This window comes from Cohaesibacter sp. CAU 1516, assembly GCF_005771485.1.
In the GTDB taxonomy this organism is placed as follows: Bacteria; Pseudomonadota; Alphaproteobacteria; order Rhizobiales; family Cohaesibacteraceae; genus Cohaesibacter; species Cohaesibacter intestini.
The window spans coordinates 1-23564 of record NZ_VANT01000012.1 but is presented as its reverse complement, the minus strand read 5'-3'; the positions used below and the strand labels follow the sequence as shown (position 1 = coordinate 23564).

Below are 23564 nucleotides of genomic sequence, written 5' to 3'. Positions count from 1 at the left end.
GCATCAATGGGCGGCGCGCCAGCGCCTCAGCAACAGGGCATTGCTGACCACCGACACCGAACTGAAGGCCATTGCCGCCCCGGCAAAGGCCGGATTGAGCAAGCCAAAAGCCGCCAATGGAATGCCGATCACATTATAGACAAAGGCCCAAAAGAGATTTTGCCAGATCTTGCGATAGGTTTTCTGGGCAATCTCGAAGGCAGAAGCCACAAGGCGCGTATCTTCCCGCATCAAGGTCAAGGCAGCAGCGCCGATGGCGACATCCGTACCCGATCCCATGGCAATCCCTAGATCTGCCTTGGCCAAGGCAGGCGCATCATTGAGCCCGTCGCCAATCATCGCCACGGCATGACCCGCATCCTGAAGCTCGGACAGGACTGCAAGTTTCTGCTGCGGAGATACGCCACCACGCACGTCATCAAGGCCAAGCGCATCGCCGACACGGGCAACCGTCTGCACTGCGTCTCCGCTCAGCAACATGGTCTTGAAGCCTTTGTCCTTGAGCAGCCGGATCGCTTCGATGGCTTCGGGCCGCACTTCATCGCGGAACCCTAACAAAGCGACCAATTGGTCCCCCTTGGCCACCGCCGATACGGACAGGCCATCAGCAGCCATATCGGCCATTGCGGTTTCGACACCATCCAGCGTCACCCCGTGGCGCTTGAGAAAGTCAAATGTGCCAATCAGATAACGCACGCCATCCACCAGCCCTTCCACTCCTTCGCCCACATGGGCCGTGGTGGCCTCGCATTGGGGCAGAGACAGGGATTGGTCGGCGGCAGCGGTTACACAGGCCTTGGCCAGCGGATGCTCGCTGCCCGCCTGCACGGCGGCCACCGACGCAAGGATCTCGGCGTCTTGTCCATCGACGAAATAACGTTGCTGTGCAAGGCTCGGCTTGCCTTCTGTCAGGGTGCCGGTCTTGTCAAACACCACATGGGAGACCTTGCCCGCCTGTTCCAGCGCATCGATGTCGCGGATCAGAATGCCATTCTTGGCCGCGGCCCCCGTGCCAGCCACCAGAGCCGTTGGTGTTGCCAGCCCCAGTGCACAAGGGCAGGCAATCACCAGCACCGACACGGCCGCCACCAGCGCGCTTTCAAACGAGCCGGACACAAACAACCAGCCCAAGAAGGTCGCCAGAGCCAGACCCACCACAATCGGCACAAAGATTGCGGAAATCCGGTCCGCCAGATTTTGCATCCGGGCACGGCCCGTCTGGGCCTGATCCACCAGCCGGATGATCCGCGCCAGCACCGTATCATCGCCCAAAGCCGCAACTTTCAGCACCACCGAGCCAACCCCGTTGACCGCCCCGGCAATCACCCGCTCGCCCTTCTTGCGCAACACCGGCACACTTTCACCCGACAACAGAGCCTCGTCAAACTCACTCTCGCCTTGCTCGATCAGCCCATCGACCGGCACCACTTCACCGGGCAGCACCCGGATCAGATCCTCAACCGAGACCTGCTCGATCGCCACCATCTGGTCGCCAGAGCCATCAGCGGAAATCAACCGTGCTTCGCGGGGCCGCAACCCCATCAAGGCCCGCAAAGAATCCGCTGCCGAGCGTCTGGCCCGGCCTTCCAGCCATTTGCCAAAGACAATCAGCGTCAGGATTGCCGCCGAGGCCTCAAAATAGAGATGCCCTGCCGATTGCGCCCCAAGCATGGCCACCTGATAGAGTGAGAACAGAAAGGCCGCCGAAGTGCCAAGCGCCACCAACACATCCATGTTGGCCGCCTTGTTTGCCAACGCCGCAATTGCGCCGCGATAAAAACGCGCGCCAACAATCACCTGCACCGGCAAGGCGAGAGCCAACTGAAGATAGGGGTTGAGATGCCAATCTTGCCCCAACACCATGCCGATCATCGGCGCGACCAAAGGCACCGTCATCACGGCAGAGAAAAGGAACAGATAGAAAGAGTGCTTTTCCTCTTCCGCCCGCGCCTCATCGAGCTTTTCTGCCTGTTGCTGCCGCTCCGCAAGAGAGCCTTCGCGCAAGGTGGCCCCAAACCCGGTCTTCTCAATAAAGCCCTTGATGGCGTCCGCGTCAAAGTCGCCGTTGACGGCCACATCTGCTCGCTCCAGCGCCAGATTGACCGTCGCGGAGATACCTTCCTTGGCATTGAGCACTCTTTCGACCCGTGAAGAACAGGCCGCGCAATGCATGCCCGTCACGTCAAAAACGAAAGTTTGCGCCCCTGCCGCACCTTGGGAAAGGTCAGCGGAGGACTTTGCAGCAAGATCAGACATGAAGATTACCTGACTGGGTTTGAAAGAGGAGAAGGAAGCGGCAGACGCTGAAGCTCCGTCGCATAGGCCAGAAAGCCGTCAACCAGATGATCGAGCAGCTGCTGCCCCACTTCAGGGGCCGCTAGGGCGGCATTACCGACCACCCCTCTTGGATTGAGGTCGCTGGCTAACCAACCGGTCTGTTTACGACCGTAAAAACGGGCATGGTCATTCTGTTCGGCCCTTGCCTGTTGTGCGGAAGAGAACATCGCCGCCTTGTCCATCTGCACCAGATCGGGGCGCATGGCCAGCATCAAGGCCGTTTCCACTTCCCCTCCATGAATGCCATAGGCAATTTCATCCGCTGTAAACATCCCATCGGGATAGCCAAAGCGCAGCCAGTTGGTGGCCGAGGCCTGCATGCCATGATGCACCCGCAGATCCTGGATGAGAATATCCATCAAGGGGACATTGCCCCCATGGCTGTTGATCACCAACAGACGATGGATCCCGGCCCGCTTGACCGACAGGGCAATATCGGTCCAGAGCGGCAGAAGTGTTTTCCAACTCGAGGTAACGGTGCCGACCGCATCGAGATGTTCCTCGGACCAGCCCACCTGTTGGACAGGAAGAAAGACCAGCGGCAGACCCTCATCCATCCGTTCGATGCAGCGCTCGACATAGCCTTCCGCCAGCAGCGCGTCGGTGCCCGTGGGCAAATGTGGCCCATGCTGTTCAATCGCGGCAATCGGCAACACGGCAATCGGATCACGCACAGATAAAGCAGCAATCTCGTCGCGGCTCATATCGCGCCACAGACGTTTGATCATGGGACATTTGATCATGTCATGACCTTCCTACAAGGCACGAAACAGCGTGCGACAGACAAAGAGGGCAGAGAGCGAGTGCATTCGGGCGAGGCGCACCAGAGTGGTGCGTCCCCTTAATGGTAAGGCGGATTTCGAAGGATTCAAGATCTGACGGTCTTTTCCGACATCAATTCACCTTGCAAAGCAATCCCATACTTCCCTCCACACAAGCCCTTAGTCACTTTACCCAAGCCCATTCTGCGCCTATCGTATCGCCAACCAACAAGATCGCCAAGGGAGGCCAATCATGCTTCACCCCATCGCCAATTTCGCCAATCTGGGCGACGAAAATGCCTTTGCCGTCCTCGCCCGCGCCAACCAGCTGGCCGCGCAAGGACGCGACATCATCAATCTGGGCATCGGCCAGCCAGATTTCAAAACCCCGAATCACATCGTCCGCGCGGCAGTCAAGGCATTGGAAGCCGGCGAGCATGGCTACACCCCGGCCAATGGCATACCGGCCCTGCGCGAAGCGGTGGCTGACGATCTCAAACTGCGCCACGGAGCCGACATAGCCCCGGACCGGATCATGATCATGCCCGGTGGCAAGGTGACCATGTATATGGCCATCACCATGTTCGGCCAGCCCGGGGCGGACATTCTCTATCCCGATCCCGGCTTCCCGATTTATCGCTCGATGATCGAATTCACCGGTGCCCGCCCGGTGCCTGTGCCCCTTAGGGAGGAAAATGGCTTTGCCTTCTCGGCAGACGAGTTGCTCTCCCTGATCACGCCGCAAACCCGTCTGATCATCGTCAACAGTCCATCCAACCCGACCGGCGGCGTCACCCCGAAGGCCGAAATCGACAAACTGGTCAAGGGACTGGCGCAATGGCCCGACGTGGCCATCATGTCCGACGAGATCTATTCGCGCATGACCTTTGATGACCTCACCCATCAGAGCCTGACCAGCTATCCCCAGCTGGCCGACCGATTGATCCTTCTTTCCGGCTGGTCAAAGACCTACGCCATGACCGGCTGGCGGCTGGGCTTTTCCGTTTGGCCAGAACAGATCTTGGATGATGCCCGTAAGCTGGCAGTCAATTCCTATTCCTGCGTCAACAGCGCCGCCCAGTTTGCCGGCATTGCCGCCCTCACAGGCCCGCAAGGAGCAGTCGATTACATGATGGACGAGTTTGACATTCGGCGCAAAGCAGTGGTTGAGGCCCTCAACGACCTGCCCAATGTCTCTTGCATCACACCAAAGGGTGCCTTTTATGCCTTCCCCAACATCAAGGCGACGGGTTTCAAGGCCAAGGACCTGTCCTCACGGCTGCTGGAAGAAGCAGGGGTTGCGACCATTGGCGGGCCTGATTTTGGCGTCCATGGGGAGGGCTATATCCGCCTTTCCTATGCCAACAGCCTGAACAACATCCTCAACGCCATTGACCGCATGGGGGATTTTCTCGAGGCCAACGCGCCGAAATAGCATCGCCATCGCTCCCGACCGCATGAGAACAAGGAATGGGCAAAATCACATTCCCTGTCTTGCGGTCGCGTGCCTTTCATTGAATATTGGATACAATTCATCCAGCGATCGCCTTTCAAGCCAAAAAGACCATCATCATGAGCCAGCCTTCTGCCCCTTCCGCCTCGTCTGCCTTTGACATCCCGCCACCGAATCTCAGCCAAGAGCACCTGCTTGCCCTACTCGAAGAACATTACGGCAAAACCGGCAGCCTCAAACAACTGGTCAGCGAGCGGGACCAGAATATGCGCCTTGACGAGAAAGACGAGGCAACCGGCAAGGATCGGCGCTACACGGTCAAGATCGCCAACAAGGGCGAAGACAAGGCCCTGCTCGATCTGCAAATCGCAGCCCTCAAACACTTGCAGGCAGTTGATCCGTCCCTCGCCCTGCCACAGATCCTGTGCAGCAAGACCGGCGACAGCCTCATTCAATTGTCAGAAGCGGATGGTGGCAACTGGATGCGGACCGTTTCCTATCTCGATGGCGTGACCTTTGCCGATTGTGAAAAGACCAAAAAGCTACGCCACGCACTGGGACAGACCATGGGCCGCCTCACCCGCGCACTTCAGGGCTTTGGCCATCCCGCCGCCCATCAGCCTGACTTTCTGTGGAATCTCGACAATGTCGACGCCTGCCGCGCCTTCATTCCCGACATTGCCGATGAAGCCAACCGGGTGATGGTCGCCCGCTTCTTTGCGCTTTATGACATCATCTCCAAGCCATTATTCGCTCGCCTGCCCGGCGCGATCATCCATCACGACGCCAACGATCTCAACCTGATTGTCGATGAGAAAAGAGGCACCATTGGCCTGATCGATTTCGGCGACATGGTTTACTCCCGCCGGGTCAACGAGCTGGCCGTCACCTTGGCCTATGCCTTGATGGAGAGCGATGATCTGATCAGCGATGGCAGCGATATTGTCGCCGCCTATTGCGCCGAATGTCCCCTCACAGACCTTGAGATGGCCGTCCTGCCGATGCAAATGGCGATGCGGCTGGTCATGTCGGTCTGCATCAGCTCCCACCGCGCGGCGAGCTACCCGGACAATGCCTATCTGACCATTAGCCAGAAACCCGCCTTTGATCTGCTCGCCCGCCTTGATCGGCTTAATCTGCGCTTTGTTGCCGCCGCATGGCGCAAGGCAGCAGGCAAATGCGCCACCGCCAATGGCGACAAGGTCCTGCCATGGCTGAAGGCCAATCAAGGCTCATTCGCCCCGATCTTTGCCCGGCCCCTCAAACGCGAAGCCCGCATCTTGGTGTCTTACGCCAAGGGCGCAGAAGGCTTGGAGCTGCTGTCCGATGGCAACGCCCATTGGGCCTTCATCCAGCAAAAAATGACTGAAACCGAAGCGACCTATGCCATCGGGCTTTATGCCGAAGACCGCGATTGCTACCGCACCGATGCCTTTAAGAGCCGCGAGGGGTCAGGCTGGCGCAGCACCCATCTGGGCTTTGATGTCTTCATCGACGTCGACACCCCGATCTTTGCCCCGCTTGATGGCGAAGTGGTCTCAGTGGTCAACAATGCCGAATACCAGAATTACGGCCCCACCGTGATCCTCAAACATCAGGCAGGCGACACGGGCAGCCATTTCTTCACCCTCTATGGTCACCTGTCGCTGGCAACGCTCGATTTGCTCTCCCCCGGCCAACTGGTGAAGGCAGGCGATCCAATTGGCTATATTGGCGACGCCTCGGTCAATGTCGGCTGGGCACCCCATTTGCATTTCCAGATTATCCTCGATCTGCTCGGCGAAACCGGGGATTTTTATGGTGTCGGCGAGCCCAACCGGATGGATGTCTGGGGCGACATCTGCCCGGATCCAAACCTGATCGTCGATTTCCACCCCGCCGCCTTTGAGACCGACGCCACCAGCGTCAGCGACCTCAAAGCCCGCCGCGATCACGCCATCGGCCCATCCCTCAGCCTGTCCTACAAACAGCCTTTGAAGATTGTCGGCGGCAAGGGGCAGTTTCTGATTGACCAAACAGGTCGGGAGTATCTCGATCTGGTCAACAATATCTGCCATGTCGGCCATTGCCACCCTCATGTGGTCGAAGCGCTGGAAAAGCAGGCCCGCAGGCTGAACACCAACACCCGCTATCTGCACGACACGATTTTGGATTATGCCGAGCGGCTCGCAGCCACCCTGCCCGACCCGCTTTCGGTGGTTTATCTCACCTGCTCAGGCAGCGAGGCCAATGAGTTGGCCATGCGGATGGCCCGCACTGTATCTGGCAACAGCGACATGATCTGCGTAAACTGGGGCTATCATGGCAACACGGCGGCCAATGTCGCCGTCAGCCCCTACAAATTTGACCGCAATGGCGGCGCAGGCTGCCCGCCCAACACCCAAATCGCCGAAATGCCCGACCCCTATCGCGGCCGCTTCAAAGGCTATGGCAGCGACAGCGGCCAAGCCTATGCGCAAGATGTCGGGGAATGCATTGCCGCGATTCAAACCAAAGGTCATCAGGGACCGGCAGGCTTCATCGCCGAATCTATGCTTGGCTGCGGCGGTCAGGTGGTGCTGCCAGACGGCTATCTCGCCCATGCCTATGATCAGGTCCGCGCTGCCGGTGGTCTTTGCATTGCCGACGAAGTGCAGATCGGCTTTGGCCGTGATGGTGAGCATATGTGGGGCTTTGAATATCAAAAGGTCACCCCGGACATCGTCACCATGGGCAAGCCAATCGGCAACGGCCACCCGATGGCCGCTGTGGTCACCACTCCAGAAATTGCCCGCGCCTTTGCCAATGGCATGGAATATTTCAATTCCTTTGGTGGCAACCCGGTTTCCTGCGCCGTCGGCATGGCGGTGCTGGATGTCATCGAACAGGAAGGCCTGCAAGACAATGCCCTCAAAATGGGGACCTATTTCCAACAGGGCCTAAAGGCCTTGGCAGACAAATATCCGTTGATCGGCGATGTCCGTGGCCGCGGCCTCTATATCGGGGCCGAGCTGGTCGAGGATCGCGAAAGCTTGGAACCCGCCACCGAGAAAGCAGGCCGCATCATCAACTTCATGAAAAAGGAAGCCGTGCTGCTCTCCACCGACGGCCCGTTTGACAATGTACTCAAGATCAAGCCGCCGATCTGCATCAAGGCCGAACATATCGACGAGGTGATCGAAAAGCTGGACCGGGCCTTCGCCACGCTCTGAGTCAATCCGCCTTATATACCCTTGGGACCCACATAGAGAGCGCGCGGACGGATCTGCGCGCCACTCTTAAATTGCTCCAGCGCATGCCCGATCCAGCCGACCATGCGTCCGGCACAAAACAGCACCATCCCGGCCCCTTCTGGCAACTTCAAAACCCGTTTCATCAGCGCAAGTGAGAAATCGATATTCGGCGCAATGCCAAACAGGGTCCGGGCCTGATCAATCACCTGATCTGCCAGAAGGACGTCCGAATGATCAGGGTGTGCCGCCCGTATGGCGTCCATCAGGCATTTGCCTCGCGGATCCGTATTCGTATAAAGAAGATGGCCAAAGCCGGGCAGGTCCTCTGCCCGCATCAATTGCTTCTCAAGCGCCAAGGCCGGATCGGCCTCTCGCACCATGCCTTCAAACCAGTGATCCACCCGCTCGCTGGCAGCTCCGTGTTTGGGCCCCAAAAATGCCCCCATGCCCGCAACGATGGCCGCATGCAAAGGCGCCCCGGTGGACGCAGCCACCCGCACGGCATAGGCGCTCGAATTCAGTTCATGATCTGCAGACAACACCAAAGCCATACTGATCAACCGTCTGTCCGTCGCCCCGTCAACGCCCCAGCCTTTGGCAATCAGGTCTGCAATCGGAATTGCATCGGGCGGGACATTGACCAACTCCGAGGCAACCAGACGACAAAGATCCACCCCATGAGCCCAGAGAATGGAGGGATGCAGCGCATAGGCGGACCGGTCGACCAACGGCCACGCGGACAACATCACCATCGCCCGCTCGACAGGACGCAAGGCAGCGGGCGCAGAGGCAATCGGACGACGCGGTTTTTCGCGATTGAAGGGATTGACCGCACCACAGTCCCACAAAAGGGTGGCCGTCGCCTCCAATGTGCCATGCTGCGCCAGCTCGATAGCTGATCGGCCACAATAATGCGGCCCGGCCTCGTCAATGTAAGTCAAGCTTGACCGGATGATATCGCCGCTGTCGCGCACCTCGGGTCCCATGGTCGGCACTGCGTCTCCATTGCGCATCCGCATCGCCCGCACATCATCCGATGCATAGAGTCTGGACCGCCCCGGTCCCGCCTGTGACCGGATAAACCCGCGAGAAACATAGGAATAGAGCGTTTCAACCCGTACACCCAATTCCGCCGCCGCTTCTTTCGCCGTCATGTAAAGGGCCGCCATGGCCACGCTCCCTACCAAAGTCGTGATATATTGATTGTTTGAATCAAGATTGATCAATGATGATTGGATCGTCAAGTCTAGGGGCAGATACAAACACGAGAAAGGATTTCCAATGAACAAGGTTATGCGCTCATCTGCCCTGTCAAACTCCCTGCCCAAACACCATATGTCCCCCGGCCTCGATGATGTCGTGGTCGCAGAAACAACCCTCAGCCATGTGGATGGTGCCGCCGGAGAGCTCATCCTGCGTGGCCGACGCATGGAGGACGTGGCGGGGCGTATCCCGTTTGAAGATGTCGTCGTTGACCTCTGGTCGGGCTTTACCAAAGAACCCGTCACCAGCATCCGGGATCAATTGGCAGCAGCCAGTCTTCAGGCGATGAAAGTCGTGCATCAGCTGGCTCCACTGGCCCCAAATCTTGAAGTAATTGAATGGATGCGGGCCTGTCTCGATGCCCTTCCGATCAACAACTCCACATCGGAACCGGTGGCGATCCTCGCGGCCATGCCGGTCTTTCTGGCGAACGGCTTCCGCGCCAAGCAGGGAATGACGCTGGTATCCCCCAATCCGCAGCACAGCTTTGCGGAAAGCATCCTCGCCATGCTGCATGACGCATCCCCCGGCAGCCATGAAGTCGAAAGCCTTGATCGCTATCTGGTGACGATTTGCGATCATGGCCTGAATGCCTCGACCTTCACGGCGCGGGTGATTGCCTCAACGCAATCGGACATGCGCTCGGCCATTTCAGGTGCCATCGGCGCGTTGAAAGGCCCCTTGCATGGGGGCGCACCCGGCCCCGTGCTTGACATGATCGAAGCCATTGGCAAACCGGACAAAGCGGATGCTTGGATCGCCAAAGAGCTGGCAGCAGGCCGCCGCCTGATGGGCTTTGGCCATCGCGTTTATCGGGTACGCGACCCCAGAGCCGACATCCTGAAAGAAGGTCTGGCCAAAATGGCGAGCCATTCAGACAAGATCATTCATGCCATGGCCATCGAGAAAGCCGCCCTCAAGGCCCTCAAGAAACACAAGCCAGACCGCACCCTCGACACCAATGTTGAATTTTACACCGCGATCCTTCTCGACAGCATCGGCATTGATCGCAGCTTGTTCACGCCCCTCTTCGCCGTTGGCAGAACAGCAGGCTGGACCGCCCATGTCATGGAACAGACTGCCAGCAACAAGCTGATCCGACCACAATCCCTTTATGTCGGCCCGACCCCTGCCTGATAGAAAAAAGCCGCATCCAGTGGATGCGGCTTTATCAGGTGCGGGGACGCTTCTTCTTCTTTGTTGATGGTTAGCGCGTGATGGTTTCCGGTCCCATCAAGGCGGTCGGTATGGCCGTCGAGATCCATGGAATATAGGTCACCAAGATCAGGAAAATCATCAAAATGCCGACCCATGGCAAGGCGGCCCGAACCACCTGCACCAACGACATGCCGGTGATGCCCGAGGTGACGAACAGATTGAGCCCGATGGGCGGCGTGATCATGCCGATCTCCATATTCACCACCATAATGATGCCCAGATGGATCGGATCGACACCCAGCTCGATGGCAATCGGGAACACCACCGGCGCAACGATCAGCAACAGACCAGACGGCTCCATGAACTGGCCTCCGATCAGCAGCAACAAATTGACTGCCAACAGGAAGGTGAACCAGTTGAAGCCCGCCCCGATCATCAGATCGGTAATCTGCTGCGGGATCCGCTCGGTCGTCAGCACATGGGCAAACAAAAGAGCGTTGGCGATGATGAACATCAGCATGATGGTCGTCTTGGCCGAGTTGGTCATCACCTTCTGCGTGTCTTCATGCACCAAAGCGAGCGGGAAGCGGGTCACTGTGAGGTAAAGGTTGCGGATCGCCGCCTCGACGAATCCCTCGCTTGGCCGCCGCCAGGACACCTCGCGCAATGGCCCCATATCACGATAGACAAACAGAGCGATAAAAGCCGCATAGACCGCCGCCACCGCCGCTGCTTCGGTCGGCGTGAAGACCCCGCCATAGATGCCGCCCAGAATGATGACGATGAGGAACAGGCCAAAAGCGGAATCGCCCGCAGCGGACGCCAGCTCGCCGATGCCTTTCCAAGGCTGACGCGGATAATTTTTCCGCTTGGCGACGATATAGATGCCAAGCATCAGCATGGAGCCGGCCAACAGACCGGGAATGATCCCGGCAAGGAACATCCGCCCCACCGACACATCAGTCGCCGCCGCATAGACCACCATCACGATGGAAGGCGGAATAAGAATTCCGAGCGTGCCCGCATTGGCGATGATGCCAGCGGCAAATTCTTTCGGATAGCCGACATCCTTCATGCCGGCAATGACGATCGTCCCAATCGCCACCACAGTTGCGGGCGAAGACCCTGAAAGGGCAGCAAACAGCATGCAGGCAAACACCCCCGCCATCGCAAGGCCACCGGGAAAAGGTCCGACCACCGCAATGGCAAACCGGATGATGCGTTTGGCGACGCCACCGGTCGCCATGAAACTGGAGGCCAGAATGAAGAATGGGATCGCCAACAAGGTATAATGCTCGGTCGCTTCAAACAGCTTTTGAGCCATTGATGACAGACTGTCATCGGAGAAAAAGTGGATATAAACGACGCTGGACAGCCCCAGCGAAATGGAGATCGGCGCACCAAACAGCAACAGGCCGAGCACCATGCAGAAAAGAAAGAAAGTTTCCATGCCCGTGCCCCTTAAGCCTTGTTCTTGTTTTCTGCGACGAGGTCTTCTGCCTCATGGCTCGCAATAATCATCTTGCGATCGCCAACCACGATCGCCCATGCCGCCTGCAAACAGCGCAGGGCAAACAAGGCAAGACCGATCGGCAGGATCGAATAGGCCAACCAGCGCGGCACTTCATTGTCATAGATTTCCAACCCGATGGCCGGGGCCACACCATTGGCAAACCAGTCCGGAAAATGCAGATCTTCCATGCCGATGTTGAATTTGTACATCTTGCCGATATAGGTCATCGACCCGTCCAGCAGCATCAGAGCATAGACAACGCCGGTCAGGGCACCAAGAACCGCAGCAACCCGAAACAGGCGATTGGGCAGCAGCGCAATCAAGGCATCCACTCCCAGATGGGCACCAATCTTGATGCCATAGGATGCCCCAAACAGGATCATCCAGGCATACATCAGCGTGGTGGCTTCCAGCGCAGCCCCCCAGCCGGAATTAAAAATATAACGTGCAATCACCTGCGAGAAGGTCAGCAGCACCATCCCTGCCAATAGCAGCGAAATGACCGTTTCCTCGAATTTCGTGATGATGCGAGACAGTCGTTCCATACCCGCCCCCATGCCCTGTCTTTGCAGGGTGTTTTCTTGTTGTTCAACGACGCTGAAGGAAGGGAAGCCATGCGGTCGGTCGGTGCGGGCTTATCCCTTGCACACAAGCAACCACCTCGGCATCCGCTCGAACAGACACGCATCGAACGCTTCTGGTCGGGAGAAGGCAGCAGACCGCCCTCTCCCTAGTGCAATCAAGCGGATTGCTTAGTTGTTGGCAGCCAGAGCCGCATCGATCAGATCCTGACCGATATCGTCCTTGAACTGGTCCCAAACGGGTTTCATCACATCCACCCAGGCTTGACGCTGGGACGCATCAAGCTCACGGATCACGCCGCCAGCTTCGAGAATCTTGGCGCGGTTCTGCGCGTTGATCTCGGTCGACAGAGCGTTCCGCTCAGCGGCCACTTCATCCATGATGGTCTTCAGCTGAGTGCGGATCTCCGGATCCAGACCATCCCACCATTCGGTGGAGGTGACGACCAGATAGTCCAGCACCTGATGGTTGGTTTCGGTCACACCGTCCTGCACTTCGAAGAATTTCTTGGTGTAGATGTTGGACCAGGTATTCTCCTGACCATCGACAACACCGGTCTGCAAGGCGCCATAAACCTCGGCAAATGCCAGCTTTTGCGGGTTGGCACCCAGTGCCTCAATCATTGCGGCGGCCACTTCGGAGGTTTGCACGCGGAATTTCAGGCCAGATGCATCAGCCGGTTTGATCAAAGGCTTGTTGGCCGAGAAATGCTTGATGCCATTGTGCCAGTAGGACAATCCCTGCAAGCCCTTGCGCTGCATGGAGTCGAGCATGGCCTGACCATTGTCAGAGGTCTGGAAACGATCAACCGCCCCCATATCCTTGAACAGGAAGGGCAGATCGAACAGGCGGAATTTCTTGGTATATTTCTCGAACTTGGCAAGCGAAGGCGCTGCCAGCTGAACATCGCCGAGCAGCAGGGCTTCGAGCACCTTGTTGTCATTGAATAGCTGCGAGTTCGGGAACACTTCCATGCAGGCCTTGCCGTTCATTTCGGCATTGACGCGTTCGGCCAGAAGCGAGGCGGCTTCACCCTTTGGATGGCCAGTCGCAGCGGTCACATGGCTGAATTTGATGACCATCTCACCGTCATCACAATTGGCAGACGCAGCTGCAGTGCCGAGCATCAGCGCAGCCGAGGCTGCGGCCAGAACAAGTTTCTTCATCGGGGTCTCCTCCCAGAGAGTCATTTCAGGGCTTTTGCCCATTTTGCGAATGATCTCTTGTTTGCAACGCCCGTGCCAAAAGATGCAAAGTCGATGAATTTTCCAGCAAAGCCTTGAATATAGTGCATATCAGACCCAATTGAATTGCACAGCTCGCGCAACACACCCTGCAATCTGTGTGGATTTCGTTACACATCCCCTCCAGTCTGTATCGATTCCCACACACATTTGGATGCAGGATCGCTCCCTCATCCGATCCTATTCCAGGTCATATTTCTTCAGTTTGTCATACAGCGTCTTGCGGCCAAGCCCGAGACTTTCGGCCGTTTTCGTCCGGCATCCTCCCTGCTCTTTTAGCGCCTCGGCAATCAATTGCCGCTCATAAGCCCCGACACGTTCCGCCAAGGTTGCCGTCACACTCTGGACTGCGTCGTCACGTTCTCCGCCCTGACCATCCGCCAGCCCCATCGACAGACCGAGCACAAACCGATCCGCTGCATTACGCAACTCGCGCACATTGCCCGGCCAATCATACGCCATCAGCCGGTCGAGCAAGCTACGGGTCAGGTCCGGGATATCCTTGCGATAGCGCGAGCGGGCACCCCGGGCGAGAAAATTGAACAGGTCCGGAATGTCTTCCTTTCTGTCACGCAAGGGCGGGATATGGAGGGTGACAACATTCAACCGATAGAAGAGATCAGGTCTGAAGCTCCCCTGCCGTCCGGCTTCTTCCAGATCGGTCTTGGTGGCAGCAATGAAACGGATATCAAGCGCGATCAGCTCGTTGGTGCCCAAGGGTTCTACAGCGCGTTCTTCGATGACACGCAGCAGCTTGACCTGCAATTCCATTGGCATGGTCTCGATTTCATCAAGAAACACCGTCCCGCCATTGGCATATTGCAGCTTGCCCACCCGCTTTGATGAGGCGCCGGTAAACGCCCCCTGCACATGACCGAACAATTCGGATTCGATGATATCCGCAGGCAAACCGCCGCAATTGAGCGCCACAAACGGCGCACCCGAGCGCCGCCCCTCTTCATGCAGGGCGCGTGCCACCATTTCCTTGCCGGATCCGGTTTCCCCCTTGATCAGGATGTCCGCATCCGTATCGGACAATGCCAGAATATCCGATCTGAGACGCTGCATGGCAAGGGACTGGCCAACCAGCCGCCCCTCTAACTTGCTCTCTTCGGCCAGTTCCTGTCGCAGAGCCCGGTTTTCCAGCACCAACCGGCGCTTTTCAGCCGCCCGCATAACCACCCCAACCAGAACCGCCATGGGAAAGGGCTTTTCAATAAAGTCATAAGCACCACGCCGCATCGCTTCCACCGCCAGCGGCACATCCCCATGCCCCGTGATCAGGATCACCGGAAAGGCATCATCCAGCTCGTGCACATGCTGCATCAAGTCAAGGCCATCGTCGGACCCCAGCCGGATATCCGAAATCAGGATGCCTTCCAGATGACGCGAGATGGTTTCAAGGATCCCCTCGCGACTGTCAAACTCAATGACCTCATAGCCAGCCAATTCCAGCCCCTGCTTGAGGGCAAAGCGGACCTCTTCTTCATCCTCGGCCAGCAAAATCTTCGTTTGGCTCGTCATCTTGTCCTCATTCCCCCAGCCACACCCCAGCATCCGGGTGCGTGTTCAGCTCAGTTTCGTCTCTGTTATCCATCGTTCGCCAACGGCAGCGTGATGCGGAAGGTGGTTTTCATCTCATCGTCGGCCGGATCGACCAGCGACAGGGAGCCTCCAAATCCGCTTACCAGATTGCTGGCGATTGGCAGGCCCAGCCCCAACCCGACCCCATGGCCCTTGCTGGTGACGAATGGCTCGAAAATCTCGGCTCGCAAGGCGGGTTCGATCCCCGGCCCATTGTCACTGATCTCGATGATCCCATTGTCGCCATCACGGGCGACCCGGATTCTCACCCGCCCAGCGGCACCGCGCGTCTCTGAATCCTGCTCAGCGATGGCATCAAGCGCATTGGCAATCAGATTGATCAACACCTGTTCCAGCCGCGTATGTCCGGCAGTCACCAGCAACTGGCTTGCCTCGCGCACCACCTCAAGGGTCGCCCCGACCTTGCGGGCTTGTGGCTGCATCAGCATCACACTCTCGTCGAGGACCAGATCAACCGACACCGACTTCAGGTCGACGCCGGGCTTGCGGGCGAAGGTCTTGAGGGTTTTCGACAGATTGGCCAAACGATCGACCAGTTTGCCAATGCGCGAAAGATTGTCCTGCCCTTGTGCATACCGCCCGGCCGAAAACAGCAACTGCGCATTGTCCGCATAGGAGCGAATGGCCGATAGCGGCTGATTATATTCATGGCTTAACACCATCGACATCTGACCGATGGCTGCAAGCTTGGCTGAATGGATCAGCCCTTCCTGCGTCTGGCGCAATTCCCGTGTCCGGTCCCGCACCCGGCGCTCGAGCCATTGACTGGTTGCCAGATCCTTACGCCTCTGGCGCAACTGCATTTGCTGGCGATTGAACTCCACCGACAAGGCCCCCAGCACCAAACCGGAAATCAAACTCGAAATGACCAAAGCAGTGGCCGCTGTCATCACCGGTCGGCGCAAAGGTTCAAGCGCATAGAAGGTCCAGCCCAGCACATGTTCGGTGCGTCTGGCCGCCACATAGTCACCCGCCACATCATGGGCACCATTGCGGCTGCGCACATCGATCAGCAACGGCCCGAACAGACTTGGCCGTTTTTCCAGTGTCCAGGGGTGGGCATGGTCTGTATGACCATCCATCTGGGCATTCAGCCACGCAGTTTGGTTGGTGAGCAGGACCCGCCCCTGTTTGGTTGCCAATATGGGCTGGGGTGATAAGGCCCATATCTGTTCCGTACCACTCAGATCCACATGCACCGACACCACCCCGGCAATCTGACCATCGATCCGGGCAGCAAAGGAAAAGACATAGATCCGCCCCTCCGAGCCATGCCTCAACCAGCGACCGAGCCGCCCCTCAAGCGCCTGCACAATGTCGGGCCGCTTAAGAATTTCAGGGTCGCTGGAGACTTCGCCTTCCTGCCGCGAGGAGAATGTAGAAAGCTGCAACCCGTTCAAAAAGGTCAGACGAATATCAACCGCATCGCTCATGCCGCCGATCCGCGCCATCCCTTGCAGGGCCGTCTCCATATCATCGTCATCATGCGTGCTGGAAAAAATCGTCAGCAGATCGGGCCGGCGCGCCAGCAGTGGCGTCAGCAGACGATATTTGTCGAGCGCATTGACCAGCCCCTCCAACTGCAACGTCAGCCGGGCCGTTGCATTGGCCTGACTGTTCAGCAGCGCGCCGCGATAGCTAAGCACCGTTGCGACAACAACCAGCAAGGTCAACCCAAAGGCAAGCCACGCCAGCACCTTGCGATGTTGCCGTACCAGCACTGCCGGCCGTTGAATGGATTGCACCATGAAAGCAAAAGTCCGTCGTCGTTCGAATTGCTGTTATCAAGCCTCAGTCGCATATAAGGGCAAAAGCGTAGACGACGCAAAAAGAAAAGGCCCGCAACTGGGGCGGGCCTTGAACGTGACTGGTTTGAAAAAGGCACTTTAGTCGGCATGCGCCCGAGGCAAAATGGCATTGAGCAAAATGGCAACCACAGCGGACAGACCAATTCCCTTGATCTGAAAATCACCATAGCCCACTTCCATTCCGCCAATGCCGACCACCAACACAACCGAAGCAATGATCAAATTGCGCGGTTCGGTCAGGGCATCGCCCACCTTGAGCAGGGTGGAAACACCAACCACTGCAATGGCCCCGAACAGAATGACCAGAATGCCACCCATCACCGGCACTGGAATGGTGCTGAGCACCGCTCCGAGCGTCCCAGAGAAGGAGAAGACAATCGCCCAGATGGCGGCATAGGTCATGATCACAGGATTGAAGGCCTTGGTCAGCGCAACCGCGCCGGTCACCTCAGAATAGGTGGTGTTTGGTGGCCCACCCAAAAAGGCCGCAAAGCTTGTTGCCAGCCCATCCCCCAGCAGGGTGTTTTTCAAACCCGGACGGACCAGAAAATCCTTCTTGGCAACGTTGGAGATGGCTGCCACATCACCGATATGCTCGATCGCAGGCGCGATCGCCACCGGCAGGATGAACAGGATGGCTTCCAGATTGAATTCCGGGAAGGTGAAGGAAGGCACGGCAAAGAGTGGTGCCTGTGAGACGGCATCAAAACTGACCAGACCGAAAGCGAAGCTCGTGGCATAACCCGCCAGAATACCGCACAGAATCGGCAACAAACGAAACATGCCGCGACCCTTCAACGTCACCAGCATGGTGACAACAATCGCCACCAGAGCGACGATAATCGACTGGGTCATGGGTGCAAGCTGAATGGCACCATCCCCCGACTTGCCCTGTGCCATATTGACTGCGACGGGGGCCAGCGACAAGCCGATGACCATAATCACCGGGCCAACAACAACCGGCGGCAGGATTCGGTCGATGATTTTCTGGCCCTGATAGCGCACAAGGAAAGACAAGGCGACGTAAACCAGTCCGGCAGCGATCAAGCCAGACATGGTGCCAGCCACGCCCCAGGTATTCACACCGAATATGATCGGCGCAATGAAGGCGAAGGAAGAGGCGAGGAAAACAGGCACCTGACGCTTGGTCACCAATTGGAACAGCAGCGTACCGGCCCCGGCCGTGAACAAAGCGACCGACGCATTAAGGCCGGTAAGAATGGGCACGAGAACCAGAGATCCAAATGCCACGAACAGCATTTGTGCACCGAGAATGATTTGGCGACCGACCCCCATTTGGGCAGAATTGTCAGCCGAAGTAGAGCCTTCGGACATGTTATATCTCCTAAGACCAACCGAGCGGGATCCAGCGCAGGCGCGGCTGATCAAGTTGATGTCAGGATAGTGTGGATCGGGACTAACGTCTGCCTGATTCTATAATCGGAAGGGAGATGAAAAAGCACGCCCTAGTCTTTTATCAGCAAACTGAGGATAACTTGATCTGGAAAAGAGGGCATCTTAAAGCTCACGACACCAAAATGCGCACAAGTAAACTCGATCAATCAAGTTCCAAGTGGAATTACTTAGCCGGACAAAAGTCCGGCTAACTTGCGTGATTGCGGAAAATTTTCCTAGCAGAAAGCGACCCTATTCAAGACGATCCGCGTGCCAGGCAAAGTGATCGGCCAAGAAGCTGGCAATGAAATAATAGGAATGGTCATAGCCACCCTGCAAGCGCAACGTGAGGTCGATGCCCGCCTCCCGGCAGGCAGCTTCAAAGGCCCAGGGCTTGAGCTGGCTGGACATAAAGTCATCCGCCAGACCCTGATCGATCAGAATGTCACCATCCCATCCTTGTTCCTTGATCAGCGCACAAGCATCATGCTGCGCCCACTGGCTCTCATCCGGGCCGAGATAGGCATTGAAGGCTTTCTGCCCCCATGGACAATCAACAGGATTGGTGATCGGGGCAAAGGCTGAGACGGAATGGAACAGATCGGGATGGCGCAAGGCCAGTGTCAGCGCTCCGTGCCCTCCCATCGAGTGGCCAGTGATACCAATTGCATCTTCATCAACGGGCAAGGCATCAATCAACAGATCAGGCAACTCGTCCGTCAGATAGCTTTCCATCTGGAAATGCGGAGCCCATGGCTCTTGTGTTGCATCAAGATAAAAGCTGGCGGCCTGTCCCAGATCATAGCCATCATCATTGGCCACAGCCTCGCCCCGTGGGCTGGTATCGGGTGCGATGAAAATCATGCCATGCTTGGCCGCATGCATCTGCGGCAAGCCCTTGGTCGTGACATTTTCCCATGTACAGGTGAGTCCAGAGAGATAAACCAAGCTCGGGCAAACAAAGCCGTCCAAAGCCGCACGCGGCAGAAAGACCGCAAATTCCATGTCGGTTCCAGTTGCCTTGGATTTATGTTTATAGACGCGCTGCTCACCGCCGAAGCATTTGGTGCTAAAAACTTGCTCCATGGCAAAATCTCCCTGCTTGATTGTCTCTGGCCGCCAATCTTATGAGCAAGATCTGTCTGTTCGATGACAACGGGCCAATCGCGAAGAGCCCAATCAAGCAGGCTACCCGTTGTCATGCAAGTCTTATGATGGCTATTTGCGTTTTTTACCCAGCAGCTTCAGGCGTCCGGCAATCGCCGCATCACACCGGCCTTTGGCGCGCCTTACGACAATTTCCTGCGCAAAGGTGACATGCTGCCCGATTGGTCCGCCGGAAAAAGAAGGCGTGCCTTGCGGCAGGATCTGCAGAACCCCATAATCGCCCCCCGCATCGGTGAACAGAGCAAAAGGCGTCCCGCCAACGGACAGGCCAACTTGACCGGTGCGCAGAGACTGCATCGAGATCGTCTGCTTCTTGCCCGCCAACTCCAGCTCGGTTTCACTGAGCTTCATGCGTTTCTTCTTGTCACTGGCCAACACCCAGCTGCCAAGCAGATCCTTCATTTCCGTATCCACCGCGAGGCAGGATTTGTCGGCATTGGGCACGCTGAGGCGATGGGCTTCACCCTGCTCAATGACGGTGCCATTGGCGCTCATGCGGTAAAGCATCTTTTGATCGTCAACGCGGGCCACTTCCACCAACGCCGCAGACAATCCATTCACTGAAACGCGGCGCGCATGGAAGGTATAACGGACACCCGGCACAGAATCCGAGCGCATATAAAGCCAAGTATTCGGTAGTTTCTTGTCGAAAATCAGCCAGTCACTCATGACCAGTGGCCGTACACCATTCGCATCACGCAATTCCCAAACCCCTGTAAAGAATGGCGTGTCACCTGCTGCCTTGCCTCCAACGACGCTGACAAGCGTCATCATCGAGGCGACCACGACCAAACGCAAGATCTGAGCGCTTGTTGCGAAAAATTGCATCGTCTTCATTGCTTCACCCTCTGGATCCTCAAGCGCCCCGCCAACTGCAAGCCGCCTGATCCTGGATTAACCCCATTGGTCGGAGAAGAGGATCCGACTAGGATCTGCAACTCCATACCCGTCACTGATCCGGATCGATGCGCGAAACGCACCTCAGGAAGGCCACCGCTCCCCCTATCCGTGGAGGGTAAAGTGTCACCCTGTTTTGTTTCTTTGGCAATCCCCACGATGAATAACATTGAAAAATATGGGGTTTTCGGACCCATTATGGTTAACAAAACCTTCTGGTTGTACTTCTCAACTTTGTCCAAAAACAGTCGAGTCGAGCCTCTATCCCGCCCATCTACCGAGCAACCCCATTCAGACGCTTCAAAGCTGGTCTGGAATATGCACAATGGGACATCACAGATGAAATGTCGGCCTGCCGACAAACCAGATCGTTAAGGACCAATCCAGTGTTGCGTGCCCTTTTCCATTTCCCTCGGCTCCTCGTTCTCCTGTCGACCAGCCTTGCAATGCTGGCCATTCCCACCCGTGCCGACGAGAACAGGCTGACAGTTTTCGCAGCAGCCAGCCTCACCAACGCGGTTGGTGAAGCGGCCAAACGCTTCGAACAGCAAACCGGCATTGCTATCCGTCTGTCCTTTGCGGGCTCATCGACCCTTGCCCGGCAAATCGAGGCAGGAGCCGATGCCGATCTGTTTCTCTCGGCCAACGAAGCATGGGCTGACTATCTGCTCGATCGTGGCCTGCTCGATCCGCAACACCAGAGCCGCTCCTTGTCCAACGACCTTGTACTCGTCGGACCATTTGGAAACGGACAGAAGTCTCTCCCCCATCTCAGCGAAAGGCATTTGTTTTCTCGACTTGGAAAGGACGGTCTGATCGCCATGGGAGATCCCGACCATGTGCCCGCTGGGATCTATGGAAAGCAGGCGCTAGAGGCGTTGGGCCTATGGCAAGCAACATCCAGACGCATAGCACGCACAGACAATGTTCGGGCAGCCGTGGCTTTGGTATCACGCCGGGAAGTTCCGCTCGCCATTGTCTATAAAAGTGATATGGTCGACATAGAGGATCTGCAGATCCTCTATGTCTTTGAAAGAACTGGGCCTCCAATCCGCTATGTCTTTGCAAAGACCACAAACAGCCACTCCACCGCCGCAGAGCAATTGCTTTCCTTTTTGTCAGGCACTGAGGGCATGGCAATATTCCGGCGCTATGGATTCTCGACCGCAACAGAAAAGTAGGACGACGCGTTGAGGCAAAGGCATCAACCAGGCAAAGGCAGCCGATGATGGATCTGATCACCACCGCAGAAGCAGAAGCATTAATCCTGAGCTTCAAGATTTCAGCAACCGCTGTCTGCTGCGCCTTGCCCTTGGCGATCATGACCGCTACCTTGCTGTCTCGCCCCGGATTTCCCGGCAAGATCATTGTCGATGGAATCACCCATTTGCCATTGATCCTGCCCCCCGTTGTTATGGGCTATCTGTTGTTGGTTACCCTTGGCACCCGCGCACCTCTGGGCGCTTTCCTCCAGGACACTTTTGGCATCAAGTTTGTGTTCAGCTGGACCGGAGCGGCACTGGCTGCAGGCATCGTAACCTTTCCCTTTCAGGTGCGTGCGATCCGATTGGCGATGGAAGCAATTGACCCCGGCCTGATAGCCGCTGCCAAAACGCTTGGCGCGGGACCGATCGATCATTTCACATCGATTACCCTACCCCTCGCCATGCCGGGCATTATCGCTGGCGCCATCACGGCCTTTGCCGCCAGTCTGGGTGAGTTTGGAGCCATCATTACCTTTGTTTCCAACATACCGGGTGAGACAAGGACGCTGCCACTTGCCATCTACACCGCCATTCAGACCCCCGGAGGTGAAACGATAGCGGCAAGACTGGTTACCCTTTCCATCGCACTCGCATTTTCAGGTCTGGTTTTATCGGAAATAGCCAACCGCCGCATCAAGAGGCATTTGAACCGATGAGCCTTGATATCGCCTTGCATCACGCATTTGGAACATTCGAACTGGATCTGAGCTTTTCACAATCGGACAAGGGTGTAACGGCCCTGTTTGGCCCTTCGGGTGCTGGAAAGTCCCTGACGATCAACATGATTGCTGGTCTCGAAACACCCCTGAGCGGACATATCAGCCTCAACAATCGGGTCCTTTTCTCTACGCGCGACCGTATCAATATTCCATCTTACAAACGCCGCATTGGCTATGTCTTTCAGGACGCCCGTCTCTTTCCTCACAAGACCATCAAGCAAAATTTGTTGTTTGGCGCCAAGCGCACGTTCCCCAGACCCAGCCACACCGAGATTGAAGACGTAATCGCCATGCTCGACATCGAGCACTTACTCGACCGTTTTCCTTCAAAGCTGTCTGGCGGCGAAAAACAACGGGTCGCGATTGGACGCGCTTTGCTCAGACAGCCAGATCTTTTGCTGCTTGACGAGCCTCTGTCCGCTTTGGATCATCGTCGGCAACACGACATTCTCTGCCATCTCGAGACTATCAAGGCTGACAGCAAAATTCCGATACTGCTGGTCACGCATTCAATGGACGAGGTCTCCAGATTGGCCGATGATGTGATATTGTTGAAGGACGGCAAATTGGCAGCCCAAGGATCTGTCTACGACATTACATCGCGCATAGACCTATTGGCATTAACGGGGCAGTTCGACGCGGCAAGCACCCTGAACGGTATCGTCAAGGCCCATTTACCTGCCCAGGGCATGTCGCTTATCAATCTGGAAGGCAACAAGATCTATGTGCCGCAATTGGACAAGCCCCTCGGTTCCATGGTGAGAATCCGGATCAAATCCCGTGATGTCATGTTGTCAAAAAACAGCCCAACCGACATCAGCGCAAACAACATTCTGCCAGTGACAATTCAGGACCATAAACAATCCGACCAAATGCATGTCGATGTTCAGCTTCGTCTCAACCGCCAAATTTTTCTGTCGCAGATCACCACCAAGTCTTGGGACCGCTTGAACTTGCAAGAAGGCATGAGCCTTTATGCGGTGCTTAAAAGCGTACAGCTACTATGATTTATGTATTATATATTAAGAATCAAAAAACCCCGGTGTCTGGTGAACACCGGGGTTTTTTATGATTTGCTTTTAACAGGCCTGGCGGCGACCTACTCTCCCGCGTCTTAAGACGAAGTACCATTGGCGCGGAGGCGTTTGACTTCCGAGTTCGGGATGGGATCGGGTCTGGGAGCCT

17 protein-coding genes and 1 rRNA gene are annotated in these 23564 nt (G+C 56.8%); 6 read left to right on the top strand and 12 right to left on the bottom strand.

What is annotated here, in order from left to right:
* Positions 1 to 3: 3 nt before the first annotated feature.
* Together FDK21_RS19080 and FDK21_RS19075 are read right to left on the bottom strand one after the other, a co-directional pair.
* Positions 4 to 2256 (bottom strand): heavy metal translocating P-type ATPase, encoded by a 2253-nt coding sequence (locus FDK21_RS19080; RefSeq protein ID WP_138150485.1) that lies wholly within the window; start codon positions 2254 to 2256, stop codon positions 4 to 6.
* Between the two features lie 5 nt (positions 2257 to 2261).
* Positions 2262 to 3080 (bottom strand): creatininase family protein, encoded by an 819-nt coding sequence (locus FDK21_RS19075; protein ID WP_210238848.1) that lies wholly within the window; start codon positions 3078 to 3080, stop codon positions 2262 to 2264.
* 271 nt (positions 3081 to 3351) lie between these two features.
* Between FDK21_RS19075 and FDK21_RS19070 the strand changes: the two genes are divergently transcribed.
* Together FDK21_RS19070 and FDK21_RS19065 are read left to right on the top strand one after the other, a co-directional pair.
* Positions 3352 to 4533, top strand: a complete 1182-nt coding sequence (locus FDK21_RS19070; protein ID WP_138150484.1) for a pyridoxal phosphate-dependent aminotransferase — start codon at positions 3352 to 3354, stop codon at positions 4531 to 4533.
* 137 nt (positions 4534 to 4670) lie between these two features.
* The gene (locus tag FDK21_RS19065; RefSeq protein ID WP_138150483.1) at positions 4671 to 7742 is read left to right on the top strand and encodes an aminotransferase class III-fold pyridoxal phosphate-dependent enzyme; all 3072 of its coding nucleotides are present in this window, start codon (positions 4671 to 4673) and stop codon (positions 7740 to 7742) included.
* Between the two features lie 11 nt (positions 7743 to 7753).
* On the opposite strand, the gene FDK21_RS19060 is transcribed toward FDK21_RS19065, so the two are convergent.
* Positions 7754 to 8932, bottom strand: coding sequence for a citrate synthase family protein (locus tag FDK21_RS19060; protein WP_171022160.1), 1179 nt, complete (start codon positions 8930 to 8932; stop codon positions 7754 to 7756).
* A 112-nt stretch (positions 8933 to 9044) separates the two neighbouring features.
* Between FDK21_RS19060 and FDK21_RS19055 the strand changes: the two genes are divergently transcribed.
* Positions 9045 to 10163: a citrate synthase/methylcitrate synthase gene (locus FDK21_RS19055; protein WP_246657628.1), complete on the top strand. Its 1119-nt coding sequence runs from the start codon at positions 9045 to 9047 to the stop codon at positions 10161 to 10163.
* A 70-nt stretch (positions 10164 to 10233) separates the two neighbouring features.
* Here the strand turns inward: FDK21_RS19055 and FDK21_RS19050 are convergent, their stop codons facing one another.
* From FDK21_RS19050 to FDK21_RS19015, 8 genes are all read right to left on the bottom strand, one after another.
* Positions 10234 to 11634 (bottom strand): TRAP transporter large permease subunit, encoded by a 1401-nt coding sequence (locus tag FDK21_RS19050; protein WP_138150480.1) that lies wholly within the window; start codon positions 11632 to 11634, stop codon positions 10234 to 10236.
* 11 nt (positions 11635 to 11645) lie between these two features.
* Positions 11646 to 12242 carry a TRAP transporter small permease gene (locus FDK21_RS19045; protein WP_114010830.1) on the bottom strand — a complete coding sequence of 199 codons (597 nt, stop codon included), beginning with the start codon at positions 12240 to 12242 and terminating at the stop codon, positions 11646 to 11648.
* Positions 12243 to 12449: 207 nt separating this feature from the next.
* Positions 12450 to 13445 carry a TRAP transporter substrate-binding protein gene (locus FDK21_RS19040; RefSeq protein WP_138150479.1) on the bottom strand — a complete coding sequence of 332 codons (996 nt, stop codon included), beginning with the start codon at positions 13443 to 13445 and terminating at the stop codon, positions 12450 to 12452.
* 258 nt (positions 13446 to 13703) lie between these two features.
* Positions 13704 to 15047, bottom strand: coding sequence for a sigma-54 dependent transcriptional regulator (locus FDK21_RS19035; RefSeq protein ID WP_114010828.1), 1344 nt, complete (start codon positions 15045 to 15047; stop codon positions 13704 to 13706).
* 65 nt (positions 15048 to 15112) lie between these two features.
* Positions 15113 to 16876, bottom strand: coding sequence for an ATP-binding protein (locus FDK21_RS19030; RefSeq protein WP_138150478.1), 1764 nt, complete (start codon positions 16874 to 16876; stop codon positions 15113 to 15115).
* Between the two features lie 138 nt (positions 16877 to 17014).
* Complete coding sequence (locus FDK21_RS19025) at positions 17015 to 18271, bottom strand: uracil-xanthine permease family protein (RefSeq protein WP_114010488.1); 1257 nt, start codon at positions 18269 to 18271, stop codon at positions 17015 to 17017.
* A 312-nt stretch (positions 18272 to 18583) separates the two neighbouring features.
* Positions 18584 to 19417, bottom strand: a complete 834-nt coding sequence (fghA, locus tag FDK21_RS19020) for an S-formylglutathione hydrolase (RefSeq protein WP_138150477.1) — start codon at positions 19415 to 19417, stop codon at positions 18584 to 18586.
* 132 nt (positions 19418 to 19549) lie between these two features.
* Entirely contained in the window at positions 19550 to 20335 is a 786-nt protein-coding gene (locus tag FDK21_RS19015) for a hypothetical protein (RefSeq protein WP_114010486.1), read from the bottom strand.
* A gap of 446 nt (positions 20336 to 20781) precedes the next feature.
* Here FDK21_RS19015 and modA point away from each other — a divergent pair, with 446 nt between their 5' ends.
* The 3 genes from modA to modC are packed head-to-tail and all read left to right on the top strand — an operon-like array spanning position 20782 to position 23386.
* Positions 20782 to 21576, top strand: a complete 795-nt coding sequence (gene modA, locus FDK21_RS19010) for a molybdate ABC transporter substrate-binding protein (protein ID WP_171022159.1) — start codon at positions 20782 to 20784, stop codon at positions 21574 to 21576.
* 44 nt (positions 21577 to 21620) lie between these two features.
* On the top strand, positions 21621 to 22316 hold the full coding sequence (modB, locus tag FDK21_RS19005) for a molybdate ABC transporter permease subunit (RefSeq protein ID WP_210238847.1): 696 nt from the start codon (positions 21621 to 21623) through the stop codon (positions 22314 to 22316).
* Positions 22313 to 23386 (top strand): molybdenum ABC transporter ATP-binding protein, encoded by a 1074-nt coding sequence (gene modC, locus FDK21_RS19000; RefSeq protein WP_138150475.1) that lies wholly within the window; start codon positions 22313 to 22315, stop codon positions 23384 to 23386. The genes modB and modC overlap by 4 nt, the downstream gene beginning before the upstream one ends.
* A gap of 79 nt (positions 23387 to 23465) precedes the next feature.
* Here modC and rrf read toward each other — a convergent pair.
* Positions 23466 to 23564, bottom strand: a 5S ribosomal RNA gene (gene rrf / locus FDK21_RS18995); the annotation flags it as partial.

Excerpts from the sequence above, each read along its gene's own strand:
- FDK21_RS19075 (WP_210238848.1), bottom strand. The coding sequence starts at position 3,080 with ATGATCAAATGTCCCATGATCAAACGTCTGTGGCGCGATATGAGCCGC.
- fghA (WP_138150477.1), bottom strand. The coding sequence starts at position 19,417 with ATGGAGCAAGTTTTTAGCACCAAATGCTTCGGCGGTGAGCAGCGCGTC.
- FDK21_RS19015 (WP_114010486.1), bottom strand. The coding sequence starts at position 20,335 with ATGAAGACGATGCAATTTTTCGCAACAAGCGCTCAGATCTTGCGTTTG.
- FDK21_RS19055 (WP_246657628.1), top strand. The coding sequence starts at position 9,045 with ATGAACAAGGTTATGCGCTCATCTGCCCTGTCAAACTCCCTGCCCAAA.
- FDK21_RS19040 (WP_138150479.1), bottom strand. The coding sequence starts at position 13,445 with ATGAAGAAACTTGTTCTGGCCGCAGCCTCGGCTGCGCTGATGCTCGGC.
- FDK21_RS19070 (WP_138150484.1), top strand. The coding sequence starts at position 3,352 with ATGCTTCACCCCATCGCCAATTTCGCCAATCTGGGCGACGAAAATGCC.
- FDK21_RS19045 (WP_114010830.1), bottom strand. The coding sequence starts at position 12,242 with ATGGAACGACTGTCTCGCATCATCACGAAATTCGAGGAAACGGTCATT.
- FDK21_RS19025 (WP_114010488.1), bottom strand. The coding sequence starts at position 18,271 with ATGTCCGAAGGCTCTACTTCGGCTGACAATTCTGCCCAAATGGGGGTC.
- FDK21_RS19080 (WP_138150485.1), bottom strand. The coding sequence starts at position 2,256 with ATGTCTGATCTTGCTGCAAAGTCCTCCGCTGACCTTTCCCAAGGTGCG.
- FDK21_RS19060 (WP_171022160.1), bottom strand. The coding sequence starts at position 8,932 with ATGGCGGCCCTTTACATGACGGCGAAAGAAGCGGCGGCGGAATTGGGT.
- FDK21_RS19030 (WP_138150478.1), bottom strand. The coding sequence starts at position 16,876 with ATGGTGCAATCCATTCAACGGCCGGCAGTGCTGGTACGGCAACATCGC.
- FDK21_RS19035 (WP_114010828.1), bottom strand. The coding sequence starts at position 15,047 with ATGACGAGCCAAACGAAGATTTTGCTGGCCGAGGATGAAGAAGAGGTC.
- FDK21_RS19065 (WP_138150483.1), top strand. The coding sequence starts at position 4,671 with ATGAGCCAGCCTTCTGCCCCTTCCGCCTCGTCTGCCTTTGACATCCCG.
- FDK21_RS19050 (WP_138150480.1), bottom strand. The coding sequence starts at position 11,634 with ATGGAAACTTTCTTTCTTTTCTGCATGGTGCTCGGCCTGTTGCTGTTT.
- modB (WP_210238847.1), top strand. The coding sequence starts at position 21,621 with ATGATGGATCTGATCACCACCGCAGAAGCAGAAGCATTAATCCTGAGC.
- modC (WP_138150475.1), top strand. The coding sequence starts at position 22,313 with ATGAGCCTTGATATCGCCTTGCATCACGCATTTGGAACATTCGAACTG.